The following is a 21,347-nucleotide window of genomic DNA, read 5'->3' as shown; positions in this document are numbered from 1 at the left end:
TCGCACTTCAAACGGATAGCCGCATGCCAACCCTGTCGTTCAACGTGATTTCTCCGCAAGGCACGCCAGCCGCCGTCGACGTCGACGTCGAACGCGTCGTGATCGCCGGCTGGGCCGGCCGCGACCCGGCCGCGATCCGCGCGCACATCGATGAACTCGCGGCGCTCGGCGTCGCACCGCCGTCGACCACGCCGTGCTTCTATCGCGTGTCGTCCGCGCTGCTCACGCAGGCGCCGTCGATCGGCGTGCTCGGCGCGCGCTCCGGCGGCGAAATCGAATGCGTGCTGGTCGACAGCCCGGCCGGCACGCTGGTCACGGTCGGCTCCGATCACACGGATCGCGAAGTCGAAGCGTACGGCGTCGCCGTGTCGAAGCAGGTGTGCGCGAAGCCGCTCGGCCGCGACGCGTGGCGTTATGCGGATGTCGCCGATCACTGGGATACGCTCGAGATGCGTTCGTGGCTGATTGCGCGCGATGGCGAACGGGTGGCGTACCAGCACGGCGCGGTCAGCGGCCTGCTCGCGCCCGACGTGCTGTGGCAGCGGTTCGACGATCGCCGCACGATGCCCGCACGCTGCGCGATGTACGGCGGCACGGTCGCCGTGCACGGCGCGATCGCGGCGATGGACGACGGCGACGCATTCGAGATGGAGTTGCACGATCCGGTGCTCGGACGCAGCTTGCGACACCGGTATGCAGTCGAGGTGTTGCCGGTCGTGGCGTAACGGCAAGCGGAACATCGCACGGAACACGGGCACGACGGTGTTCAGTCGTCGCGCCCGTTCCTACCTGTACGACTCGAAGCAATGGTAGTCCGGAAAGTTGAACTGCGAGTTGCCGCAGTACAGCACACCGGCCAGGTTCGCACACCCGCTCAGTGCGAACACGATTGCCCCCGCAACCGACATTTTCCATCCGCAATACCCCATCGCGCCCCCGTTCTCGCCTTATCGGTACTGACCGACATGATGCGCATCGGACGCACGCGGGTATGTGGAGAATTGTGGCCCCGTGCGTTCTCCGGTTCGCCGTGACGCGTTTCCGTGCACGGGCGCAGCCCGCCCTTGTTCACCCGAGACACCCGAGCCCCGCCAGCGTCGCCTCCACCGCGGTATCGAGCGGCGTCACCGGCTCGCGGCCGAGCACCGCGGTCACGCGCGCGTTGTCCATCCGGACCGGTTCGCGCCACAGGTAACGCATCTCGAGCAATTCGCGCAGCGTCGTGACGAACGGCGCGGCTACCCACACGAGCCACCACGGGAAATCGCGCAGCGCCGGCCGCATGCCGTGCCGCTGCGCGACGCGTTGCACGGCCTGCGCCATCTGCATGCCGTCTTCATCCCAATGCCCGCCCAGATGAAATCGCGCGAACGGCTCCAGCGTCTCGCGCCGCTCGATCAGCTCGACCATCACGCGGGCCACGTCCGGCACATACGACCACTGATGGCCGACGCCGCGGCTCGGCACGCGGATGGCCGCGACGGGCCGCCCGGGCTTGACCAACCCCTGGGAAAACCAGCTGTTGCCGAGCTGCGGCCCGAAGAAATCGCCGGCGCGCACGACGATTGCCCGCACGCCGCGCGTGCTGGCGTCCTGCAGCCGCCGCTCCAGCTCGACGCGGATCGCGCCCTTGCGGGTCGCCGGATGCTGCGGCGCATCTTCCCGCAGCACCGGAAACGCATCGGCGCCGAAGTTGTAGACCGTGCCCGGCAGCACGACGGTCGCCTGCGCGGCCCGGGCCGCCGCGATCGTGTTGTCGATCATCGGCAACACCTGCGTGGCCCAGTTCCGGTATCCGGGTGGGTTCACCGCATGCACGATCACCCTGCAACCGCGTGCGGCGCGCACCACCGCATCGCGATCCAGCGCGTCGCCGCGCACCCACGCGAGGCCGTCGCGCTCCACGGCCTCGGCAGCGAGCCCGCGCTTGAGCGCACGTACCTGCCAGCCCGCATCGCGCAACTGCCGCGCGACTTCCCCGCCGATTCCGCCGCTCGCGCCGAGCACGAGTGCCAGCCGTTGCGTCCCGCCTGCGTTCTTCGCCATTGCCGCTCCCCTTGAATGAAACCATCACGACACGCATTCTGGCGCGCAGCCGGCTATCAAGGAATTGCCTAACCAGACTGATCGGCTATACATTTATGCATGACCACCGATCTGAACTGGGAACGCTACCGCACCTTCCTCGCGGTGCTGACGGAAGGCTCGCTGTCCGGCGCGGCGCGCGCGCTCGGCATCACGCAGCCGACGGCCGGCCGCCATGTCGCGGCGCTCGAAGCGGCGTTCGGCCAGACGCTGTTCACGCGCTCGCCGTCTGGCCTGCTGCCGACCGAAGCCGCGCTCGCGCTGCGCGGCCATGCGGAGGCGCTGCGCAGCGCGGCGGCCGCGTTCGAGCGTGCGGCGGCCAGCCACGGCGCCGGCGTGCGCGGCATCGTGCGGATTTCGGCCAGCGACGTGATCGCCGTCGAGGTGCTGCCGCCGATGCTCGCGCAATTGCGGCGCGACCATCCGGGGCTCGTGATCGAACTGGTGCCGACCGACCGCATCCAGGACGTGCTGAAGCGCGAGGCCGATATCGCGGTCCGGATGGCGCCGCCCGCGCAGGATGCGCTCGTCGCGCGGCGCGTCGGCGAAATCGAGGTCGGGCTGTATGCGCGCGACGATTACCTGGCGCACCACGGCGCGCCCGCGACGATCGACGCGCTCGCGCATCATGCGCTGATCGGCTTCGATACGGTCACGCCGTTCATCCGCTCCGCGGGGCGCGGCATGCCGATGTGGAAGCGCGACGCGTTCGCGCTGCGCACCGACAGCAACCTCGCACAGCTTGCGATGATCCGCGCCGGCTACGGGATCGGCTTCTGCCAGACGGCGCTCGCGAAACGCGACGCGCGGCTCGTGCGCGTGCTGCCGAACGGGCCCGCGATGCGGCTGGAAACCTGGGTCGTGATGCACGAAGACCTGCGGACGAGCCCGCGCTGCCGGGCCGTGTTCGATGCACTGGCCAACGGGTTGCGTGCATATGCGGACGCGGACGATGAAGTCGCCGAGTAGAAAGCGGCGTGCGTGAATCGCGCGAGCCGCGTCATTCGTGGGTTTTCCCGGCGAACAGGATGTCGGCGATGCGCCGCCACGGATTGTCGGGCATGGCGTAGCAGCCCAACCCCTCTTCCGACGCCTCGGCCCAGTCGATCATCGCTTCCAGGTATTCGCCGATCGAACGGTTTTCCCAGCCGAGCGCCGCGTGGGCATACGGCGACAGCGGCGCATCGGCCTCGAGCTGCCGCTCCGTGCGCCAGTCATGGCAGAGCACCCGCAGGAAGTGGACCAGCGAGCGCTCGTCGACCACGCGCTCCAGCGCATGCTCCAGCTTCGCGGCCATCTGGTTCTTCAGTTCGTCGTCGTTCATGCCCGTAGCCCCCTGGCGCGCCCGTCGGTGACGCGCCGCCGCGCGACGCGCGGCATGGTGTTACATCAGCAGCTGACGCGACAGCACCTCGCGCGCCTGGGTGACGGTCTCGCGCTCGCCCGGCAACGGCGGCGTCAGCGAAAACACCGCGTCGGGCAAAGGCGGCAGCCGGTATTTCGTGCCGAGCCGCATCAGGCCGTCGCCGATCGCCGACGCGCACAGGCAGCCGACCCCGAGCCCCGCCGCGAGCATCGACTGCAAGCCCGCGACACCCGACGCGCTGTGCACGAGCACGTACGGCGTGTGCCGTTCGTCGAGCGAGCGCACCGCGACCTGATGCATCATGCAGTCGTCCGGCAGCAGCACCAGCGGCAGCGGTTCGGGCAACTGTTCGGCGAGCGCGGGCGACGCGACCCACGACAGCGGCTCGCGCCGCAGCACCCAGCGCGTGTCGGCCGACGCCGGCCGGAACGGCCCGCTCGACATGTTCATCACGACGCCGAGGTCGATCTGCCCGCGCGCGTGCGCCGCCTCGATATCCGCGCTCTTCATCGCGCTCACGTGCAGGCTCAACTGCGGGTAGCACTCGCGCAGCCGCGCCAGCATGCCCGCCACTTCATTCGTGCGGTAATAGTCGGTGATCGCGACGCGCAGTTCGCCCTTGATCGCCTGCCCGCGCAACTCGTCGAACGCCGCCTCGTTCAACGCGACGATGCGGCGCGCATGCTGCAGCAGCCGCGAGCCGGCCGGCGTCGGCTCGACGCCGCGCTTGCTGCGCACGAACAGCGGCACGCCGGCGCGCGATTCGAGCTTGCGCACCTGCTCGCTGACCGTCGATTGCGACAGGTGCAGCAACGGCGCGGCGGCGGTCAGGCTGCCGGCATCCGCGACCGCCGCGAAAGTGCGCAACTGATCCAGATCGAAACCGCGCATCGTCATTCCTCATCCATCGATTAACCCGATGGATGCTACCACTCTTTCCCGCTTTTCCGAACCATTGGCGATACCCAGAATAATGGGGCAACGGCCTGCCTGGGCCCATTACCCATCAGGCCCCTAATTTTTCGGATCCTTCATGACGAACAACACCCTTGCTTCCTGCGCGCCGGCCGGCGCGGCTGCCGCGACGCCACGCAGTCACCACGGCTGGGCGCTCGTGGTCTTGCTGGTCGGCGCCATTCTGCCGCCGCTCGACTACTTCATCGTGAACCTCGCGCTCCCGGCCATTCGCGACGGCATCGGCGCACGCCAGGCCGAGTTGCAACTCGTCGTATCGGCCTATGCGTGCGCGAACGCGGTCGTCCAGATCACCGGCGGGCGTCTCGGCGACCTGTACGGACGCAAACGCATGTTCATGATCGGCATGGCCGGCTTCGTGTTCGCGTCGACGCTGTGCGGGCTCGCCGGCAACGGCACGGTGCTCGTCGGCGGCCGCGTGCTGCAGGGCCTGTTCGCCGCGATCCTCGCGCCGCAGGTGCTCGCGACGATCCGCAGCGTGTTCAGCCCGCAGGAGCAGGTGCGCGTGATGGGCTTCTACGGGTTCGCGTTCGGCCTCGCGGCCGTGATCGGCCAACTCGGCGGCGGCGCACTGATCAGCCTGCATCCGTTCGGGCTCGGCTGGCGCGCGATCTTCCTCGTCAATCTGCCGATCGGCATCCTGGCGTTGATCGGCAGTTGGCGCTTCATCCCGGAAAACCGCGCGCCGCGCGGCCAGCGCATCGACGTGCCGGGCACGGTGCTGATGTCGCTGTTCCTGCTGATGCTCGTGTACCCGCTCACGCACGGTCGCGAAGCCGGCTGGCCGCTGTGGATGATCGTGTGCGGCGTCGGCGCGCTGCCGATGCTCGGCGCGCTGCTGACGGTCGAAGCGCGCCGGCTCGCGCGCGGCCACGATCCGCTGCTCGACGTGCGCCTGTTCCGCAACCCGGTCGTCGCGCTCGGGCTGCTGCTCGCGTTCCTGTTCTACATGCTGAGCGCGTTCTTCTTGAGCTACGGGATCTATCTGCAGGGCTGCCTGAACTGGTCGCCGCTCGCGTCCGGGTTCGCGATCCTGCCGCTCGGGCTCGGCTTCCTCGCGAGCCCGCTGCTGATGCCGCGCCTCGTCGCCCGCTTCGGCGGGTATCGCGTGCTCACGCTCGGCTTCGCGATGCTCGCGGCCGGCGTCGCGAGCGCCGCCGCGCTCGCCCGCGACGGCGCGCCGGGGCCCGGCTTCTATGCGGGCATCGCGGCGATCGGCATCGGGCAAGGGCTCGTGCTGCCGTCGGTCGTGCGGATCGTGCTCGCGGAAGTCGATGCGGCCCGCGCCGGTGTTGCGTCGGGAATGGTCAGCGCGATGCTGCAGATCGGCGCGGCGGTCGGCGCCGCGACGATCGGCGGCGTGTTCTTCGCGCGGCTCGACGTGCATCCGGCCGCGCTCGATTACGTGCAGGGGTTCAGGGCGTCGATGTTCACGCTGACGGTCGTGTTGCTGGTCTGCATTGCGCTGTCGATGGCGCTGGGGCCGCTGCATCGGCGGCTGCATGCGGATGCGTGACACGGAGCACGCGACGAAACGACATCGTCAGCCCGACGCGGACCGGACAACAGGCGCGAGACAGGTGCGGCGCGGCACCTCGCCGGCCTCCGGTTCATCGGTGAGGCTCGCGCTGCGCGTGCCGCGCCTCCCATTCGGCCAGCTCGACGCGATAGCGTGCGAGCGCTTCGTCATACAGGTCGAAGACGCACGGCGAGCAGCCGCTGTTGCAGCAGTCTTCCAGTTCGGGTTGCACGGGTGGGGTCGGACGGGGATCGTCGACGGACGAATCTCCGGAAACTTGGTTCGGCACGGCGTGTTCCGGTAATGTGGAGTGGTCAGTATAGGGCGATCCGGGCCGCCGCCGCGTTCGGCGGGCCGGGCGGATCGACGATGAACGCATCCGCCATGGCGCGATCGCCGGGTGCGGCACGCCGCTGCGGTCGCCTCATTCCGCCCCACAGGAGCTGCGCGATGGCCGAAGCCGTGAATCCACCGGAAGTCTGGGCGCCGTTCGGCGCGTTCTCGATGGCCGTGATCCAGGGCGACGGCCGGATCGTGCATCTGAAGGGACAGATCGCGCTCGACCGCGACGGGCATGTCGTCGGTGCCGGCGACATGCGCGCCCAGGTTCGCCAGACGCTCGAGAACATCCGCGACGTGCTGGCCGCACTGGGCGGGCAAATGCGCGACGTGATCTCGCTCGTCCATTACGCCGCCGACATCGACGCATTCATGCAGGCGGGCGACATCCGCAACGCCTACTTCGCCGAACCCTATCCGGTGACGACGACCGTCCAGGTCGAGCGGCTCTACCATCCCGACCTGCTGATCGAGATCGCGGCCATCGCCGAGATTCCGCTGGCGCGGTTTCGTCGTCCGCTGTCGCATGCGTGAAGAGCATCGGGCCCGCGTGAAAACGCGCGCCGGTCGAGGCTTTGCCGACCGGCGCGCGCTTGCTTGCACCCCGCTAGCCTACTTCGCGGGCGCGCCCGGCTTCAGCGCCGCCGGCTTGTCGGCCAGCGGCTGCCACGCGGCGCCGAGCGAATACCAGTCGACGCGGCGCGTGAGCGTCATGATGCCGGCGAGAATCGCGAACAGCAGCAGCGAACCGAGCATCAGCGCATTGTCCTCCGACAGCAGCAGCCCGTAGAGCGCCGCGTACAGCATCGCCAGCAGCGCGGTGAACGTCGCGCCGCGCTTCACGCTGTGCAGCACGAACGACAGGTAGAAGCCGAGCAGCCCGATGCATGCGCCGCTCGCCGCGAGATACGCATAGCCGAACGCAATGTGCTCGGACAGGCTCAGCAGCAGCAGGAAGAACAGCGCGAGCGACAGGCCGACCAGCGTGTACTGGATCGGGTGAATGCGCAGCCGCTTCACGAGCTCGTACATGAAGAAGCTCGCGAACGTGAGCATCACGAACAGCGCACCGTACTTCGTCGCGCGTTCGGCCTGCAGATAGACGTTCACGGGTTCGATCACCGATACCGACGCCATCTCGATCCCGCCGTCGCCGTTGCCGGACGCCACCTGCTCGCGCGCCTTCGTGTTGAACGACGTCACGTGCCAGTTACTGACGAAGCCGCGCGCATCGATCGTGCGCTCCGCCGGCAGGAATTCGCCGCCGAAGCTCGGATGCGGCCACGTCGATTTCAGCGAAAAGTCGTTCTGGTCGCCCACCGGCGCGAACGCGACCGATTCCGCGCCCGCGAGCGGCAGGCCGATGCTGAACGGCACGACCGTCGCCCCGGCATTTGCCTGCGCCAGCGCCGCGAGATCGACGTTCGCATGCACGCCCTGGCGCAGGCCGTCGAGGCGCGTACCCTGCTCCACGTCGATCCGCTTGCCGCCGATGCGCAGGTCGGGCTGCGCCTTCAGCCCGCGAAGGTCGCCAATGCCGAGCGCGACATAGGCGTCGTCGACCTTGAAGCTCACGTGGCCGTCGGCTTGCGGCAGCTTCTTCAGGTCCGGCAGCGGCAGCGTGCCCGTCATCCGGCTGTCGAGCCCGTACACGAGCGCCTTGTGAATGCCGCGATAGCGCACGCTGACCGACAGCGTGCCGTCGACCTTCAGCGTCTTCGGGAACACGAGCAGCCGCTTCGCCTCGCTTTTCAGGGTGGTTTTCGCCGTGCCGCCGGCGCGTACGTCTTCGCTCACGCGCGTGACTTCCGTGTAACGGACGACGAGCACCGGCCCCGTCACCGTCTGCGGCCCCGCGTAGCTCGCCCAGATGCTCTGCAGCGCGCTTTGCCGATAGTCGGCGCGTTCCCGCACGATGCTCTGGACCATCTGCAGCGGGATCAGGATCGCCAGCGCGAGAAGCGCGGTGATCATGGACTTGAACAACAGGACTCGATTCATTGCTGGCAGGTACCGGAGTGGAAGGTACGGTCAGCATGAGCGGCCCCGGTGAAGGGCGATTGAAGCCGGCGTGAAGTGAATGTGTGGCGGGTGTGAAGCGCGCGGTCAGCCCGCCGACGGCAACGTGAGCGTCGCGCATGCGCCGCCTTCCGCACGGTTCGCGAGCGCGACCTGGCCACGGTGCAGCATCGCGACTTCGCGCACGAAACACAGCCCGAGGCCCGTGCTGCGATCCTGCCCATCGGGGCGCGGCAGCGAATAGAAACGTTCGAACACGCGCGACAGCGCATAGTCGGGCACACCGGGGCCGTCGTCCGCAACGCGCACGACCGCGACGTGCGCCCTGCCCGCCGGCCGCCGCTCGAGCGCGATCCGGATCGTGCTGCCCTGCGGCGCGAAATCCAGCGCGTTGTCGAGCAGGTTGCCGAGCGCCTGCCGCAGCAGGAACGGATCGCCGTCGACGACCGCCGCACCGCCCCCGTCGGCCGCATCGTTCGCATCGATGTGCAGGCTCACGCCGCGCTGCCGCGCGCGCGGCTCGATATCGTCGACGAGCTGTTCGAGCACCGGCCGCAGCGCGACCGGCTCGTGCACCGACAGGCGCTGCTTCTGCTCGACCTCGGCCAGCGCGAGCAGCTTGCGGATCATCTGTTCGAGGCGGCCGGCCTGACGGCGGATGTTCTCGGTGAAACGCCGGCGGTTCGCGACCGGCATGTCTTCCTGCAGCAGCTCGGCCGCGCCGCTGATCGCGGCCAGCGGGCTTTTCATCTCGTGCGTGAGCGTATGGATGTAGGTTTCGACGTACTGCCGGTCTTCCAGCCGCTGATGCATGCTTTCCACCGCGCGTCCGAGCTCGGCCAGCTCGTTCGCGCCCTGCAGCGGCATCGACGCGCGCTCGCCGGCCGCGATCGCGCGCGCATAGCGCTGCAGGCGCCGCAACCCGAGCACCAGCCACCACGTGCACGCGGCGCCGATCAGGATCGCGCCGCCCATCAGCAACGCGCCGTACAGCATGATCTTGCGCTGGCTGCGCGCGATGAACGGCGCGACCGTCTGGTTCGGCTTCGCGATCGTCAGCACGCCGATGATCTCGCTGCCGCGCCGGATCGGCGCCGCCACGTGCATCACGGTGCTGCCGTCGTCGTTCGGATCGCTGCGCGTGCTGCGCGCGCCGTATTCGCCGCGCAGCGTCCGGTACACGTCGTTCCAGCGCGAATAGTCCTGCCCGACCGCGCTGCCGGCCGAGTCGTAGCGCACGATGCCGTGCGCGTCGGTGATGTAGAGACGGTAGCCGATCGCGTTCTTCTGGATGCCCCACACGTTCGCGCTGACCGGGCGCTCGTGCAGTTTCCCGAGCTGCCGCGCGAACGCGCCGTCGGCGATATGCCCGTTCGCCATGTCGTCGGCGGCCAGCGTCGCCAGCACCTGCGCGGTATCGACGAGCGTGTCCTCCATCGCTTCGCGCACGCCGGGCTTCACCTCCTGCACGAACACGCGCAGCGTGATCAGCGCGGCCAGACCGACGATCAGGAAAAAGCCGAAGAAGATGCGCAGGCCGATATGCATGGCGGTGCCGGTCGTTACGGTTGCAGCGAATAACCCATTCCGCGGTGCGTGCGGATCGGGTCGCGCTCGGGATCGATCGCACGCAGCTTCGCGCGCAGCGTCTTGATGTGCGTGTCGACCGTGCGATCGGTCGAATCGAGCGCCTCGCGCCACACGAGATCCATCAGTTGTTCGCGCGAATAGATGCGCCCCGGATGCCGGACCAGCAGCGCCAGCAGCCCGAATTCGTAGCGCGTGAGGTCCAGCGCGTGGCCGAGCCACGACACGCGCGCGCCGTCGGCGTCGAGCGCGAAGCCGGGGGCGACCGGTGCAGACGCGTCCGCCGGCGCGGATGCGGGCGCCGGTTCCGGCGTGGCCGCCCGATGGAAGCGGCGCAGGATCACGCGCACCCGCGCGGCCAGCTCGCGCGGCGAAAACGGCTTGACGACGTAATCGTCGGCGCCGATCTCGAGCCCGACGATGCGGTCGATCTCGTCGTGCCGCGCGGTCAGGAAAATCACCGGAATATCGGTGAACGTGCGCAGCCGCCGGCATACCTCGAAGCCGCTGAGGTCCGGCAGGCCGACGTCGAGCACCACGAGATCGACACGCGTGTCGCGCAGGCGGTCGAGCGCCGCCTGCCCGAGCGTGCAGTGGACGGTCCGCATGCCGTCGGTGCCGAGGGCGTAGACGATCGTGTCCGCGATCGCCTGTTCGTCTTCGACGATCAGGATGGTGGGCTGAGTCATGGTCTCGGGTTCGGGTCGCGCAATCCGGTGCGACATTGTACGCACGGCCGGCCCCGGCGAGCCCCTCCTCGGCGCGCTACGCGACGCGCCCGCTCACCGGAATCGACGCACCGGTGATCGCCTGCGCGTCGTCCGACAGCAGGAATCCGATCGTCGCCGCGAGCTGTTCCGGCCGCACCCAGCGCGAGAAGTCGGCGTCGGGCATGTCCTTGCGGTTCGGCGGCGTGTCGATGATGCTCGGCAGCAGCGCGTTCACGGTCACGCCGCGATCGAGCAGTTCCGCCGCCAGCGCCTCGGTGAGCCGCGCGACACCCGCCTTCGCGGCCGCATACGCGCCCATCCCCGCGCCGGCCTTGAATGCCGCGCCCGCGCCGATGTTGACGATGCGGCCGGCCCGGCTCGCCACCAGGTACGGCAGCGCGGCCTTCGACGCGTTCAGCGCCGTCTTCACGTTCAGTTCGTACATGCGGTCCCACGTGGCAGCATCGCCGTCGGCGATCGTCTGCCACGCGAATGCGCCGGCGATGTTCAGCAGCGCGTCGACCCGGCCGAATTCGCGGTTGACCGTTTCGAGCGCCTGCGCGGCGGCCTGCGGATCGACGAGATCGATGCCGCCGATGCGCAGCGCATCGGCCGGCACGCCGGGCAGCGCCTGCGCCGCCGGGGCCGCGCCGCGGCCGATCAGCGCGACGCGTGCGCCGCGCTCGCCGAGCCACGCGGCCGTCGCGACGCCCAGATGACCGAAGCCGCCGGTGATCGCGACTGCCTTGCCTTTCAGGTCGTGTTCCATCGATGTGTTCTCCTGGATCGAGGGTGATTGGATGAAATGCCGACAGCGTAGCGCCGTTCACGCGTTCGTGCGCACGGCGACGAGGGTGCGGAGATGCGGTTCGCCCGTCGTTTCGCCGTGATTGTCGGGCGCCGGCGCGGCGGCGGCATCGCGAGACGGATCCAGTCCATGCACCGCCGGCGAAGCCCGACGAGCGCGCTGCCGGACGGCCGGGCATAATGCGCGATGCCCGCCACGCGCGGCGCGCGGCACGGCTGCCGGGCCGCCCGGCCCGGCGGCCCGTGTCGCCGCCGACCCGCATCCCGAACCTCAACCCGTCAATCCCATGCAAGTACTCGTCATCGGAACCGGCAAGCTCGCCCACGAGCTGCTCGGCTCGCACAAGCTCGACCCGGCCACCTGCCGCGTGATGCCGTGGTCGGACGGCACGCGAACCGACGCCCGGTCGATCGTCGTCCATGCCGGCTCCGGCCGCGAACTCGCCGCGGCGATCGCGTTCTGCCAGGCCACCGCGTCGCCGCTCGTCGAGTTGTCGACCGGCTCCAACCTCGAAACCGGGACGTACGGCTTTCCGGTCGTGCTGTGTCCGAACACGAACATCCTGATGCTCAAGTTCATGAGCATGCTGGAAACCAGCGGCCACCTGTTTCGCGACTGCGCAATCAGCGTGACCGAGTCGCATCAGGCCGGCAAGACGTCCGTCCCCGGCACGGCCGTCGGTATCGCCCAGTCACTCGGCGTGCAGCCGGCAGCCATCCGCTCCGTGCGCGACCCGGCCGTGCAGCGCAGCGAATTCGGCATTCCCGACGATCAGCTCGGCCGCCATGCCGTTCACCGGATACGCATCGACGACGGCGCATGCAGCCTGCAGTTCGAATCGCGCGTATCCGGTGCGACGCCCTATGCGGACGGCGTATCGCGCATCGTCGAGGCCGTCCGGCAACACGATCTCGAGCAACGTCGCTATTCGATCGTCGAATTCATCCGCAACGGCTGGCTGTAGTCGCGGCGGCGGCCGGCACGGCCGCGCATCGCGCGGGCCGCACGCCGATGCCGGCACGGCCTCGCCACAACCGCCGCCCTCGCTGGCTCGCCGCTACCCGTCCCCCAGCACCGCCCCGCTCTCCGGCAAGGTCGCCCCGCCGTCCACGACGATCGTCTGCCCGGTGATGTACGCCGCGTCGGCCGATGCGAGAAACAGCATCGCGTTCGCGACGTCCTCCGGCTCGCCCATCCGTGCCAGCGGAATGTCGCGCGCGATTTGCGCCGCGACCGCCGCATCGCCGAGATTGCCGGCCGCCGGCGTGCGGATCATCCCCGGTTCGACGCCGTTGACCGTCACGTTGCGGCGCGCCAGCTCCAGTGCCGCCGCCCGAATGAAACCGTTCACGCCGGCCTTCGACGCCGCGTAATGCGCAAGCCCCGGATAGGCGACGCGCGGCCCCGTCACCGACGACGTGACGAGCAGCCGCCCGGCCCCCGCGCGCTCGAACGCCGGCAACGCGGCCTGCGCGAGCCAGAACAGCGCCGACAGGTTGACCGACAGCGTGCGGTCGAGCGTCGGTTCGTCGATCCGCGCGAACGGCATCAACGGAAAATACGCGGCATTGTGGAGGACGACATCGAGCCGGCCGCCGTCGCGCTCGACTGCCGCAACGAGCGCACCCAGCTCGTCCCGACTCGCGGCATCGACCCGATACGCGCGTGCGTCGCCGCCCGCGCTGACCAGCGCGTCGGCCTGCGCGCCTGCCGCGTCGCCATTCAGATCGGCGAGCGCGACGAACGCGTCGGATTCCGCGAAACGGCGGGCGATCGCCGCGCCGATTCCTTGCGCGGCGCCCGTGACGAGCACGACACGCCCGCTGAAGTCCGCACGCACGCGGCCGCTGCCCAGCATGGCAGTCATCGCTGCCCCTCGCCGCCGAGCGGGTGCACGGTTTCGTTCAGTACCTGCGCGTAAGCGCCGATCGGGAAATTCGACAGCGTGCCGAAATCGCCGCCCTGATAGCCGAAGATCTTGCCGTCGGTCTTGCACTGCGCGAGATCGATCAGCACGACGCCGAGCGTCGGCACCACCTTTTCGCGCCACACGAACAGATACAGCTCGTCCGCGATCCTGAAGTAATGACAGCGGTCGACGTCGGCCAGCCCGCCTTCGACGCCCTGCAGGCACTGCCACGCGTAGAAATTCTCGTTCAGGTAGATGTGCTCGTAGCATTCGGTCGGGCTGTAGCGGTACATCGTCCGCTTGCCGATCAGCTCGCGCGTGGGCGCATGCAGCGGCCCCGGCCGGGTGTGGCCGCCGAGCGTGCCGTGCCGGAATTGCGCATCGACGGCCGTCAGCGGCAGCCCGCGCGCGACGCGCGTAAACGCATCGATGCGCGTGTCGGCTTCCGTGGGCAGCGTACCGACGACCGACGTCCACACGCCGGTGTCGAGATCGATCACGAGGCTCACCGATGTCGCGCGTGCGGTGGCATCGATGTAGTCGACGAAGTACAGGCCGTCGCGCAGCCGCGTCACGCGGCACGGTGCGCGGCCGCCGGTATCGGTCGCCGCATCGCGCCATTGCAGTGCGCCCGGCTCGAACGTATGGACGCGCCACACGCCCGATGCGTCGCCGAGCGCCAGCGTCCGCCCGACGAGCGCGTCGACGGGTGCGAGGACGTTCGCTTCCGGCGCGAAGCCGTCCGCGAGCGCGCCCACCTGAATGAATACCGGATCCTGTCGTTCCACCTGCCGTCTCCCGCGCAGCTTCAGGCCCGGCGGGCCGTGTACGCTGCTCATGCGCACATGGTGCGGGCTGCGCGCGCCGCGCGGTATCCGCCAAAAGGATGAAGGGCGCGCGGCGCCGGAACGCGCTAAAGTGCACGTGATCCGCGCCGCGACCGGCGCGAGGAGCGCACATGCACCGTGTCATCCATTACCGACGCAGCGACGAAGGCATCGAGGCAATCAGCCTCGAATCCGATCGCGCGTTTCCGCGCCACGCGCACGACGAATTCGGGGTCGGCGTGATCGTCAGCGGTGCGCACCGGTCGTGGAGCGGCCGCGGGCAAGTCGACGCGCTGGCCGGCGACGCGATCATGGTCAACCCCGGCGAGATGCACGACGGCTTGCCGCTCGAGGCCGGCACCGGCCGGCGCTGGCGGATGCTGTACCTCGCCCCTGCGCTGGTCGCGGGCGTCGCGGCGGAAGAAGGCCTCGGCGGCGTCGAGCTCGCGCACCCGGCCGTGCGCGACGCGCGGCTCACGGCCGCGGTCGGCCGGCTGCATGCACGCATCGTCGCAGGCGAAACCCAGCCGCTGGCCCGCGACGAAGCGCTCGTGATGCTCGTCGCCGGTTTGCTCGCCCGGCACGCCAACCGCACGCTGCCGGCGGCGGGCGTCGCGCCGGCGGTCCGCGTCGCCCGCGAGCGGCTCGACGCAGCGCCGGGCGCACCCGTGTCGCTCGCCGAGCTGGCCGACCTGAGCGGCGTCAGCCGCTTCCAGCTGTTGCGCGGCTTCGCGCGCGAGCTCGGCATTACGCCACATGCATACCTGGTTCAGCAGCGCACGCGGCTCGCGCGTGCGCTGCTGGCCGGCGGCCTGCCGATCGCCGATGCCGCAGCCGAGGCCGGCTTCGCCGATCAGAGCCACCTGACGCGCGCGTTCGCGCGCCAGTTCGGGATCACGCCGGGGCGGTTCATGCAGGCGGGTTGAGCCACGCTGTCGCCCGCGCAGTTCGAGGCCGCCGGGCGCACTGCATTCGCAGGCGATTGCCGCGTCGACGGCAGCCGCGCCCCATTGCGCCCGTCCACATCGACGGCACACCGCATCGACACCTCTCCGTGCTGCAATTTCGTTCAAGACGCACCCTGCGCGGGACGCGACGATGCGGCACATGAAGACACGACTGATCGGCTATCTCTATCTCGCCGCCGCGATGGCCGGCGTCGGCAGCACCGTCGTCGCGAGCCGTCTCGCGGCCGGCGGCCTGCCGCCGTTCGCGGCCACCGCGCTGCGCTTCCTGATCGCGACCCCGCTGCTGTTCGCGCTGATGCACGCGCAGCGCTTGCGCTGGCCGCGCATTTGCGCACGCGACGCCGTGCTGCTCGTGATCCAGGCCGCGGCGGGCGGCGTCGGCTATACGGTGCTGCTGATCAGCGGCACGAAGCTGTCGTCGCCGCTCGATGCGGGCGTGATGCTCGGCACGCTGCCGGCCATGTCGACGCTGATCGCGGCCGTCGTGCTGCGCGAACGGCAGACGCCGCGCGACTGGCTGGCCGCCGCGCTCGCCACGGCCGGCGTGCTGTTCGTCACGTTCGCGCCGGGCCACGCGATGCCGTCGCTCCAGACGCTTGCCGGCGATGCGCTGGTGCTGGCGGCCGTCGCATGCGAAGCGGTCTTCATCTTGCTCAACCGGCGGCTCGCCGCGCCGTTGCCGCCGCTCGCGCTTTCCACCGCGATGTCGGGCCTCGGCTTCGTGCTCGCACTCGTGCCGGCCGCGTTCGAATGGCATGCGCTGGCGAGCAGTTGGACCGTCGGCGCCGTGTCGGCGATCGCGTACTACGCGTTGATTCCGACCGTGCTCGGCTACCTGTGCTGGTATGCGGGCTCGGCGCGCACGAGCGGCACCGAGGCGGCCCTGTTCACGGCGGTCGCGCCGGTTTCGGCCGTGCTGTTCGCGGTCGCGCTGTTCGGCGAAACGCTGACCGGCACGCGTGTCGCCGGCATCGCGCTCGTCGTCGCCGGCATGCTCGTCGGCGCGACGCGACGGCGCAGGCCGCCCGTCGAATCACGCGGGACGCTCGCAGCGCAGACCGCCACCGACTGACTCGCGTTCATCGCGCGTCCCGCGGAAACGGCGGCGGCCTCCTCCGCCGCATCGCCCGCCGATTCCCGCCTTTCCGCGACGTAACCGGCGCTGTAGGAATGTGTCCGCGCACCGCAAAACCGTTGCGCGCGACTGCGCAAGATGCAATATTCGCGTGGCCCGACCCTTTGACAACCCTCGAACGACAATCCCCACGCAATGAACAGGAAGGAAGCCAAAACAAGAATCGCGGTGCTGCTATCCGCGGGAACGAGGAAGGCCGACGCGCTGGCCGAACTGTCCGGACAGGGGCTCAAGGATCGCGTGCTCGCGCACCTGATCGCGTCGCGCCCGGATCCCGAACGCTGCCGCAAGAACAAGGTGCACATCCGGATCCTGATCGGCCTCGGCGTCGCCCAGTTGGTCATTAGCCTGATGCTTGCGTACTACTTCTTCGCGTCCGGCGCCGGCGGCGTGCTCGTCACCGTCTTCCTTGCGTTGACCGTGCCGCTGTCGTTGCTGTTCATCTGGGGATTTGCGACCCATCGTGTCGGCGCGTATCACGCGTTCATCCTGCTGTCGCTGCTGCAGATGCCGAAGACCGTTGCCGATCTCGGGCGCGATCCGGCGTCCGCGCTGCCGAGCCTCGCGATCACGGTCGTGCTCGTCGGTTACGTGTGGTTCGTCCGCAACCGGCTGTTCCCCGACTACGGCTGGTTCACGCCGCGCAAGGTCGAAGGCCGCTACGCGTTCGTGGAACGCGCCTGACGCCACCGACGTCGCGTCGGGCGCAAAAAAGGCGCCGGGCCTTCCCGCCATCGCGGAAAGGCCCGGCGCCTTCTGCATTCCGGAACCGATCGGCTTACTTCGCCTTTTCAGCCGAATCGCTGATCGCCTGGCCACCCTTCGAAATATCCTGGCCCATGCCTGCGACCGTGTTGCAACCGGCGAGCGCGGCGGTCACCACCAGCAGCATTGCAGCAATCGTACGCGTCATTCTCATTCTCCTTCGAATCAACAAGCCCGACCGGGCGAATCGTTTGTGGCGTGGCGCCCGGCACGCTGCCGGACACGGGGCCTGACCTGATTATACGGAGACGCGCGCCGGTGCGGCCTCGCCGAGTGTCCTGCGCGCCACACCCCGCGCGCTCGCAGATTTTTCTTGACTTCATCGCGGCACCAACTAATATACGCATCGCGTATATTTTCCACCAGGAGCCGCCGATGACCGTTCCCCAGCAAGCCTTCCTCCGCGACGCGATGCGCCGCCTCAACATGACCCGCGAGGCATTCGCGAATCGCATCGGCGTCAGCCGGCGCGCACTGGATACCTGGCTGCTTCCGGACGATTCGCAGGAATCGCGCGGCATGCCGGAGATCGTCGAGCGTTTCGTGTCGGAAATCGTCGAACGCTCGGCGCCCGACGGCGAGAACTATACGCAAAGCGTAGACAAACAAGGGCTCGCGAAGCAATTCCTGTTCGAAGGCAAGCCGCAATTGATCTCGGTCGACCAGTTCTCACGGGATTCGGTCGAGGCGCTGTTCCGCGTGGCCGATGTCATGCAGCCCATCGCGCGACGCCACAAGATTTCGCGGGTGCTCGAAGGCGCCGTGCTCGGCAACCTGTTCTTCGAAGCCAGCACGCGCACGCGCGTGTCGTTCGGCGCGGCCTTCTGCCGGCTCGGCGGCTCGGTGTGCGATACGACGGGCTTCACGTTCTCGTCGATGGCCAAGGGCGAATCGATCTACGACACGAGCCGCGTGATGGCCGGCTACGTCGACGCGCTCGTGATCCGCCATCCGGAAAAAGGCTCGGTGGCCGAATTCGCGCGTGCGACCAACCTGCCGGTGATCAACGGCGGCGACGGCCCCGGCGAGCACCCGAGCCAGGCGCTGCTCGACCTCTATACGATCCAGCGCGAGTTTTCGCGGCTCGGCAAGATCGTCGACGGCGCCCACATCGCGCTGGTCGGCGACCTGAAGTACGGCCGCACCGTGCACTCGCTCGTCAAGTTGCTCGCGCTGTACCGCGGGCTGAAGTTCACGCTCGTGTCGCCGCCGACGCTCGAAATGCCGGCGTACATCGTCGACCAGATCTCGACGAATGGCCATGTGGTCGAGCAGACGACCGACCTCGCGGCCGGCCTGCGCGGCGCGGATGTCGTCTATGCGACGCGGATCCAGAAGGAGCGCTTCACCGACGAGTCGTTCGAAGGCTACACGCCGGATTTCCAGATCAACCAGGCGCTCGTCGACTCGGTGTGCAAGCCCGACACGCTGATCATGCACCCGCTGCCGCGCGACAGCCGGCCGGGCGCGAACGACCTGTCGGTCGACCTGAACCGCGACCCGCGTCTCGCGATCTTCCGGCAGACCGACAACGGCATTCCGGTGCGAATGGCGATCTTCGCGGTATTGCTCGGCGTCGAGAATCTCGTCCAGCATTCGATGCGCGACGCGACGTGGCGCCCGCCGGCATACCTCGGGCCGGAGGATGCGGTGTTTCACGGAATCGACTGACGCCGCACCGGAGTGTCGTGCCCGCCTGCCATTGCCCGGGGCAGCGGGCACGCTTGCCCGATTCGACACGCGCCGCATTGCACGGCGCGTTTTTCATTTCGGCGCGATTTATGGAGGCTGCAACCGGACGCTGCCGCACCCACGGATCGATCGCTCGAAGCCCCGCCGCAGCGAACGGCGCGACGTCTCGCGTGGCGCCGTTCAGGCCGTTCGCGTGGGCTGATCGGTCGTTTCCCGCCGGCCAACCGCCGCCATCCCTCCGCAACATTCGTCAACCATTCCCTTACAAACGCTAACAAGAACGCTTCTCATTCAAACAAAAATTACATAGAATGCCGCCTGAAAACAAATCGTAATAATTCCCGGCGGCATGCACATTTCCGCAGTGCCGGGGCCACACCGCGAGGTCGAAGCGCACCATGAAGTCCCGTCCCGACGAGCTGAAGCTCGGTAAATTCACCACCCTGTGCAGCGTGCTCGCCGCGAGCCCCGCGTTTGCCGACGGCACGCCGCCCGCGGCGCCCGCCAGCACCGAAGGCCACCTCGCGCCGATCGAGATCCAGGGCAAGACCGAGCACAGCTACAAGGCCGACTTTTCCGCTTCCGCGAAATTCACCGCGCCGCTCGTCGACACGCCGAAATCCGTCACCGTGATCCCGCAGGAACTGATCCAGAGCAGCGGCGCGGCAACGCTGACCGAAGCGCTGCGCACGGTGCCGGGCATCACGTTCGGCGCCGGCGAAGGCGGCAACCCGCTCGGCGACCGTCCGTTCATCCGCGGCTACGACACGCAGGGCAGCATGTTCGTCGACGGCATGCGCGACACGGGCGCCACCACGCGCGAGATCTTCAACACCGAGCGCGTCGAGATCACCAAGGGTTCCGATGGCGCATACGGCGGCCGCGGCGGCGCCGGCGGCAGCATCAACCTGATCACGAAGGCCCCGCATCTCGGCACGACGGCCGCCGCGAGCGCGGGCCTCGGCACCGACCGCTATCGCCGCTTCACCGCCGACGGCAACTGGCAGTTCGCCGATCACGCCGCGTTCCGCCTGAATCTGATGAGCCACAACAACGACGTCGCCGGCCGCGACGCCGTCAACAACGAGCGCTGGGGTGTCGCGCCGTCGATCGCGTTCGGCCTCGGCACGCCGACGCGCGTGACCGCGAGCTACTACCACCTGCAGACGGACGACATGCCCGACGGCGGGATCCCGTACTTCTACACGACGTCGAACAAGCCCGCGAACGTCGGCACTATCTATCCGGCGCCGGTCGATCGCCACAACTTCTACGGCCTGGTCGACCGCGACTTCCGCAAGACCACGTCGGACATCAGCACGATCAAGATCGAGCACGACATCACGCCGAACCTCACGGTGCGCAACACCACGCGCTACACGGAATCGACGCAGGACTACATCTGGACGCAGCCGGACGACAGCCAGGGCAACGTGGTGAACGGCAAGGTCTGGCGCCGCAACAACAACCGCAACAGCTCGATCAACAGCCTCGCGAACCTGACCGAGCTGTTCGGCGAATTCCGTACGGGCCCGTTCAAGCACAGCTTCACGACGGGTATCGAGCTGTCGCGCGAATGGGGCAAGCGCGATTCGTACACGGTCGCGACCGACAAGGGCACGATCTGCCAGAAAGGCATCGGCGCGCCGTCGGGCTACAACTGCACGAGCCTCTGGTCGCCGAATCCGAACGACCCGTGGGCCGGTTCGATCACGCGCAACAACGACTACGCGCATGCGCGCACGACGACGAAGTCGATCTACGGCTTCGACACGATCGAGCTCACGCCGCGCTGGCAGGTGAACGCCGGCGTACGCGTCGACGACTACTCGACCCGCTTCACCGATACCAAGGCCAACGGCGGCAAGACCTATACGCGCGACGACACGCTGTTCAACTGGCAGGCCGGCCTCGTATTCAAGCCGGCGCGGAACGGCAGTATCTACGCGTCGTATGCGACGTCGTCGACGCCCGCCGGCATGCTGCTCGGCGAAGGCAGCGAAACGCAGTCGCTCACGCCGGGCCGCGGCGGCGTCGGGCCGAACGCCGACCAGATGGCGCCCGAGAAGAACCGCAGCATCGAGCTCGGCACGAAGTGGAACGTGCTGAACGACAAGCTGTCGCTGACGGCCGCGCTGTTCCAGATCGATACGACGAACGCACGCGTGACGCTGCCGAACAATCAGTACGCGATGGTCGGCAACAAGCGCGTGCAGGGCCTCGAGCTCGGCCTCGCCGGCCAGATCACGAAGCAGTGGCAGGTGTTCGGCGGCTATACGTACATGAAGAGCGCGCTGCGCGACAACGGCAAGGACGCCGCGAACAACGGCAACCGCTTCCCGAACACGCCGAAGCACAGCCTCACGATGTGGTCGAACTACGACGTCACGCCGCAGTTCACGGTCGGCGGCGGCGCGTTCTACATGTCGGAAGTGTTCGGCGATCCCGCGAACCTGCGCGCCGTGCCGTCGTACTGGCGCTTCGACGCGATGGCGCAGTACCGGATCAACAAGAAGCTCGACCTGCAACTGAACGTGAACAACCTGTTCAACCGCACCTACTTCGATCAGGCGTATCCGGCGCACTATGCGTCGATCGCCCCGGGCCGCTCGGCGTTCGTCACGCTGAACGCGCGCTACTGAT

Annotated in this window: 21 protein-coding genes and 1 pseudogene; 10 read left to right on the top strand and 12 right to left on the bottom strand. The window is 68.6% G+C overall.

What is annotated here, in order from left to right; genetic code table 11:
* Positions 1 to 23: 23 nt before the first annotated feature.
* Positions 24 to 725 (top strand): DUF2848 domain-containing protein, encoded by a 702-nt coding sequence (locus WT24_RS16300; RefSeq protein ID WP_060034829.1) that lies wholly within the window; start codon positions 24 to 26, stop codon positions 723 to 725.
* 343 nt (positions 726 to 1,068) lie between these two features.
* Here WT24_RS16300 and WT24_RS16295 read toward each other — a convergent pair whose 3' ends face one another.
* Positions 1,069 to 2,046: an NAD-dependent epimerase/dehydratase family protein gene (locus WT24_RS16295; protein ID WP_060034826.1), complete on the bottom strand. Its 978-nt coding sequence runs from the start codon at positions 2,044 to 2,046 to the stop codon at positions 1,069 to 1,071.
* Between the two features lie 99 nt (positions 2,047 to 2,145).
* Between WT24_RS16295 and WT24_RS16290 the strand changes: the two genes are divergently transcribed.
* The gene (locus tag WT24_RS16290; RefSeq protein WP_060034823.1) at positions 2,146 to 3,054 is read left to right on the top strand and encodes a LysR family transcriptional regulator; all 909 of its coding nucleotides are present in this window, start codon (positions 2,146 to 2,148) and stop codon (positions 3,052 to 3,054) included.
* A 31-nt stretch (positions 3,055 to 3,085) separates the two neighbouring features.
* Here WT24_RS16290 and WT24_RS16285 read toward each other — a convergent pair whose 3' ends face one another.
* A complete protein-coding gene (locus WT24_RS16285) occupies positions 3,086 to 3,409 on the bottom strand; it encodes a hypothetical protein (protein ID WP_059502692.1) in 324 nt (107 codons plus the stop codon).
* Between the two features lie 60 nt (positions 3,410 to 3,469).
* Positions 3,470 to 4,342 carry a LysR family transcriptional regulator gene (locus WT24_RS16280; protein WP_059502813.1) on the bottom strand — a complete coding sequence of 291 codons (873 nt, stop codon included), beginning with the start codon at positions 4,340 to 4,342 and terminating at the stop codon, positions 3,470 to 3,472.
* 142 nt (positions 4,343 to 4,484) lie between these two features.
* Here WT24_RS16280 and WT24_RS16275 point away from each other — a divergent pair, with 142 nt between their 5' ends.
* Positions 4,485 to 5,942 carry an MFS transporter gene (locus WT24_RS16275; RefSeq protein WP_060034820.1) on the top strand — a complete coding sequence of 486 codons (1,458 nt, stop codon included), beginning with the start codon at positions 4,485 to 4,487 and terminating at the stop codon, positions 5,940 to 5,942.
* Positions 5,943 to 6,036: 94 nt separating this feature from the next.
* On the opposite strand, the gene WT24_RS16270 is transcribed toward WT24_RS16275, so the two are convergent.
* Positions 6,037 to 6,234, bottom strand: a complete 198-nt coding sequence (locus WT24_RS16270; protein ID WP_059502687.1) for an oxidoreductase-like domain-containing protein — start codon at positions 6,232 to 6,234, stop codon at positions 6,037 to 6,039.
* Positions 6,235 to 6,395: 161 nt separating this feature from the next.
* Here WT24_RS16270 and WT24_RS16265 point away from each other — a divergent pair, with 161 nt between their 5' ends.
* Positions 6,396 to 6,818: a RidA family protein gene (locus tag WT24_RS16265; RefSeq protein WP_060034817.1), complete on the top strand. Its 423-nt coding sequence runs from the start codon at positions 6,396 to 6,398 to the stop codon at positions 6,816 to 6,818.
* A gap of 78 nt (positions 6,819 to 6,896) precedes the next feature.
* Here the strand turns inward: WT24_RS16265 and creD are convergent, their stop codons facing one another.
* The 4 genes from creD to WT24_RS16245 form a co-directional block, all read right to left on the bottom strand.
* The gene (gene creD, locus WT24_RS16260) at positions 6,897 to 8,285 is read right to left on the bottom strand and encodes a cell envelope integrity protein CreD (protein WP_060034814.1); all 1,389 of its coding nucleotides are present in this window, start codon (positions 8,283 to 8,285) and stop codon (positions 6,897 to 6,899) included.
* A 105-nt stretch (positions 8,286 to 8,390) separates the two neighbouring features.
* Complete coding sequence (creC, locus tag WT24_RS16255) at positions 8,391 to 9,851, bottom strand: two-component system sensor histidine kinase CreC (RefSeq protein WP_059789132.1); 1,461 nt, start codon at positions 9,849 to 9,851, stop codon at positions 8,391 to 8,393.
* A gap of 14 nt (positions 9,852 to 9,865) precedes the next feature.
* Positions 9,866 to 10,579, bottom strand: coding sequence for a two-component system response regulator CreB (gene creB, locus WT24_RS16250; protein WP_060034810.1), 714 nt, complete (start codon positions 10,577 to 10,579; stop codon positions 9,866 to 9,868).
* Between the two features lie 76 nt (positions 10,580 to 10,655).
* Positions 10,656 to 11,369, bottom strand: coding sequence for an SDR family NAD(P)-dependent oxidoreductase (locus tag WT24_RS16245; RefSeq protein WP_059502678.1), 714 nt, complete (start codon positions 11,367 to 11,369; stop codon positions 10,656 to 10,658).
* 325 nt (positions 11,370 to 11,694) lie between these two features.
* On the opposite strand from WT24_RS16245, the gene WT24_RS16240 reads away from it, so the two are divergent.
* The gene (locus tag WT24_RS16240; RefSeq protein WP_060034807.1) at positions 11,695 to 12,372 is read left to right on the top strand and encodes a dihydrodipicolinate reductase C-terminal domain-containing protein; all 678 of its coding nucleotides are present in this window, start codon (positions 11,695 to 11,697) and stop codon (positions 12,370 to 12,372) included.
* A 93-nt stretch (positions 12,373 to 12,465) separates the two neighbouring features.
* Here the strand turns inward: WT24_RS16240 and WT24_RS16235 are convergent, their stop codons facing one another.
* Together WT24_RS16235 and WT24_RS16230 are read right to left on the bottom strand one after the other, a co-directional pair.
* Complete coding sequence (locus WT24_RS16235; protein WP_060034804.1) at positions 12,466 to 13,275, bottom strand: SDR family oxidoreductase; 810 nt, start codon at positions 13,273 to 13,275, stop codon at positions 12,466 to 12,468.
* Positions 13,272 to 14,105, bottom strand: a complete 834-nt coding sequence (locus tag WT24_RS16230; protein ID WP_060034884.1) for a molybdenum cofactor biosynthesis F family protein — start codon at positions 14,103 to 14,105, stop codon at positions 13,272 to 13,274. Before WT24_RS16230 ends, WT24_RS16235 begins: the two co-directional genes overlap by 4 nt.
* Before the next feature lie 170 nt (positions 14,106 to 14,275).
* Here WT24_RS16230 and WT24_RS16225 point away from each other — a divergent pair, with 170 nt between their 5' ends.
* The 3 genes from WT24_RS16225 to WT24_RS16215 all read left to right on the top strand — a co-directional run bounded on the left by WT24_RS16225 (position 14,276) and on the right by WT24_RS16215 (position 16,931).
* Entirely contained in the window at positions 14,276 to 15,070 is a 795-nt protein-coding gene (locus tag WT24_RS16225) for an AraC family transcriptional regulator (protein WP_060034801.1), read from the top strand.
* A 181-nt stretch (positions 15,071 to 15,251) separates the two neighbouring features.
* Positions 15,252 to 16,184, top strand: coding sequence for a DMT family transporter (locus WT24_RS16220; RefSeq protein ID WP_060034887.1), 933 nt, complete (start codon positions 15,252 to 15,254; stop codon positions 16,182 to 16,184).
* Positions 16,185 to 16,382: 198 nt separating this feature from the next.
* Positions 16,383 to 16,931, top strand: a complete 549-nt coding sequence (locus WT24_RS16215; protein ID WP_059502670.1) for a hypothetical protein — start codon at positions 16,383 to 16,385, stop codon at positions 16,929 to 16,931.
* A gap of 94 nt (positions 16,932 to 17,025) precedes the next feature.
* Here WT24_RS16215 and WT24_RS16210 read toward each other — a convergent pair whose 3' ends face one another.
* Positions 17,026 to 17,160 carry an entericidin A/B family lipoprotein gene (locus WT24_RS16210; RefSeq protein WP_034204471.1) on the bottom strand — a complete coding sequence of 45 codons (135 nt, stop codon included), beginning with the start codon at positions 17,158 to 17,160 and terminating at the stop codon, positions 17,026 to 17,028.
* Between the two features lie 227 nt (positions 17,161 to 17,387).
* On the opposite strand from WT24_RS16210, the gene WT24_RS16205 reads away from it, so the two are divergent.
* On the top strand, positions 17,388 to 18,683 hold the full coding sequence (locus tag WT24_RS16205) for an aspartate carbamoyltransferase (RefSeq protein WP_059502668.1): 1,296 nt from the start codon (positions 17,388 to 17,390) through the stop codon (positions 18,681 to 18,683).
* 133 nt (positions 18,684 to 18,816) lie between these two features.
* Here the strand turns inward: WT24_RS16205 and WT24_RS35805 are convergent.
* Positions 18,817 to 18,906: pseudogene (locus WT24_RS35805) on the bottom strand (VapC toxin family PIN domain ribonuclease); the annotation flags it as partial.
* Between the two features lie 196 nt (positions 18,907 to 19,102).
* Between WT24_RS35805 and WT24_RS16200 the strand changes: the two are divergent.
* Positions 19,103 to 21,346 (top strand): TonB-dependent siderophore receptor, encoded by a 2,244-nt coding sequence (locus WT24_RS16200; protein ID WP_060034798.1) that lies wholly within the window; start codon positions 19,103 to 19,105, stop codon positions 21,344 to 21,346.
* The last annotated feature ends 1 nt before the right edge of the window (position 21,347 follow it).

Origin of the sequence: Burkholderia sp. MSMB1078WGS, from assembly GCF_001528895.1 — a bacterium.
GTDB lineage: Bacteria > Pseudomonadota > Gammaproteobacteria > Burkholderiales > Burkholderiaceae > Burkholderia.
The sequence above is the reverse complement of the archived record's forward strand: the minus strand, read 5'-3'. Positions and strand labels throughout refer to the sequence as shown.